This is a genomic window from Cellvibrio sp. (genome assembly GCF_053579595.1).
The window spans coordinates 1-2,594 of the sequence record NZ_JBRFPI010000508.1 but is presented as its reverse complement, the minus strand read 5'-3'; the positions used below and the strand labels follow the sequence as shown (position 1 = coordinate 2,594).

Annotated in this window: 2 protein-coding genes; both read right to left on the bottom strand. The window is 46.8% G+C overall.

Annotated features, from left to right (window positions below; genetic code table 11):
* The coding region (locus ACWA6V_RS20465; protein ID WP_449524218.1) for a UbiD family decarboxylase at positions 1-1,063 on the bottom strand (1,063 nt) is incomplete at its 3' end.
* Between the two features lie 155 nt (positions 1,064-1,218).
* Positions 1,219-2,478, bottom strand: a complete 1,260-nt coding sequence (gene rho, locus ACWA6V_RS20460; RefSeq protein ID WP_062064458.1) for a transcription termination factor Rho — start codon at positions 2,476-2,478, stop codon at positions 1,219-1,221.
* Between the last annotated feature and the right edge of the window lie 116 nt (positions 2,479-2,594).

The window sequence follows — 2,594 nt, the reverse complement described above, 5'->3', positions numbered from 1 at the left end:
GCGGTAAATAAAAATCCACAATTTCCGGAAATTGCTTTTGCAAAATAGATACAAACACTTCATTCAGTGCAACGCCGAGAATCGCGGGTTCATCTGGTGGACGTCCGGTATAAGTGCTGTGATAAATCGGATCGCGGCGATGGGTAATTCGCTCGACGGTAAATACCGGAAATTTATCCAGTTCATTATAGTATCCAGTGTGGTCGCGAAACGGCCCTTCGGGCGCAAGATCGTTTGGCGCTATGTAGCCCTCCAAAATAAACTCAGCCGATGCAGGCACTTGTAAATCGTTACCGATACATTTCACTACTTCGGTTTTATCGCCGCGCAATAATCCGGCAAAACCGTATTCAGACAGTGTATCGGGCACCGGCGTTACCGCACCGAGAATCGTTGCTGGATCAGCGCCAAGTGCGACTGCAACGGGGTAATTTTTACCAGGGTTTTGAATTTGGAATTCACGAAAATCCAACGCACCACCACGATGGGAAAGCCAGCGCATAATCAGCCGGTTTTTACCGATTTTTTGCATGCGATAAATGCCGAGATTCTGCCGCTCTTTGTGCGGCCCTCGGGTAACAACGAGCGGCCAGGTCACCAATGGGCCAGCATCACCTGGCCAGCAAGTTTGAATCGGAAGCAAATCCAAATTGACCGCATCACCCTCTAACACCACGTCCTGACATTGCGCCTTGCTCAGCACTTTCGGAGCTAAATTTAAAACCTGTTTGAACAGCGGCAATTTATCCCATGCATCTTTAAAACCTTTCGGCGGCTCTGGCTCTTTTAAAAACGCGAGCAGCTTGCCCACTTCGCGCAGCGCCGTTACTGACTCCTGCCCCATGCCCAAGGCCACACGCTCGGTAGTACCAAACAAGTTGGCGAGCACAGGAATCGCATAGCCTTTGGGATTTTCAAACAATAATGCGGGCCCACCTGCGCGCAGGGTGCGATCGCAAATTTCGGTCATTTCAAGGTGGGGATCAATTTCCTGTTTGATGCGCTTTAATAAACCGCGTGTTTCAAGCAGGGCGATAAAATCGCGCAGGTCTTTGTATTTCATTTTTATAAAAACCCAAGTAACTAATTTAAAAAGCACCAAAAAAGAAAACCCGTATCGATCACAGCTACGGGATTTTAAATTTCCCGCATTACGCTGTGCTCCATACGGGCTACAAGCTCTTTCACATCTCCCTTAGAAAAGGAGAATAGAAGGTATTACTTGCGTTTCATCGACATAAAGAATTCGTCGTTGGTTTTGAAGTCTTTGAGCTTGTCGAGCAAGAATTCAGTTGCGGCTACATCTTCCATATCGTTTAGCAAACGACGCAAAATCCATGCACGCTGCAACTCATCTTCACGCATCAACAATTCTTCGCGGCGAGTACCTGAACGGCGCACATTAATCGCAGGATAAATACGCTTTTCAGCAATTTTGCGATCAAGATGCAATTCAAGGTTACCTGTACCTTTAAATTCTTCGTAAATTACTTCGTCCATTTTGGAGCCGGTATCAACGAGTGCGGTAGCGATAATACTCAAGCTGCCACCCTCTTCAATATTACGTGCGGCACCAAAGAAACGCTTGGGGCGCTCAAGCGCGTGAGCATCCACACCACCAGTCAACACTTTACCGGATGAAGGAATCACAGTGTTATAAGCGCGCGCCAAACGGGTGATGGAGTCGAGCAGAATCACCACATCTTTTTTGTGCTCAACTAAACGCTTGGCTTTCTCGATCACCATATCGGCCACTTGTACGTGACGTGCTGGCGGCTCATCGAAAGTAGATGCAACCACTTCTCCGCGCACCGAGCGCTGCATTTCAGTTACTTCTTCCGGGCGTTCATCAATCAACAATACAATCAGATGACACTCGGGATTGTTGCGCGTAATGGCCTGCGCAATATTTTGCATCATGATGGTTTTACCGGCTTTTGGCGGCGCTACGATCAAACCACGCTGGCCTTTACCGATGGGGGCAATTAAATCGATGATACGACCGGTGAGATCTTCAGTAGAACCGTTACCGGCTTCGAGTGGCAGGCGGACATTGGGGAACAACGGTGTGAGGTTTTCAAACAGGATTTTGTTGCGAGAGCTTTCGGGTTTATCAAAGTTAATATCATTAACTTTTAGCAGTGCAAAATAACGCTCACCTTCTTTTGGTGGGCGAATCTTACCGGAGATAGTATCGCCTGTGCGCAAATTGAAACGGCGGATCTGACTGGGTGAAACATAAATATCATCAGGGCCTGCAAGATAAGAACTGTCGGCTGAACGCAAAAATCCGAATCCATCCACCAAAATTTCCAGCACACCGTCGCCATAAATATCTTCTCCGCCTTTTGCGTGGCGTTTGAGGATATTAAAAATAATGTCCTGTTTGCGCGAGCGGGCGATATTTTCCAAACCCATTTCATGGGCGATATCAATTAATTCTTCAATCGGTTTCTTTTTAAGGTCGGTGAGATTCATAGGAGAGACTTTATGGATGGATGTGAGTTATTGCAGATTATTCGCCGAATGTCACTCTTGTGAAAGCAAAGCGTTGACATTAACACGTTGACATTAATCTTTTGAATTAACCTGTT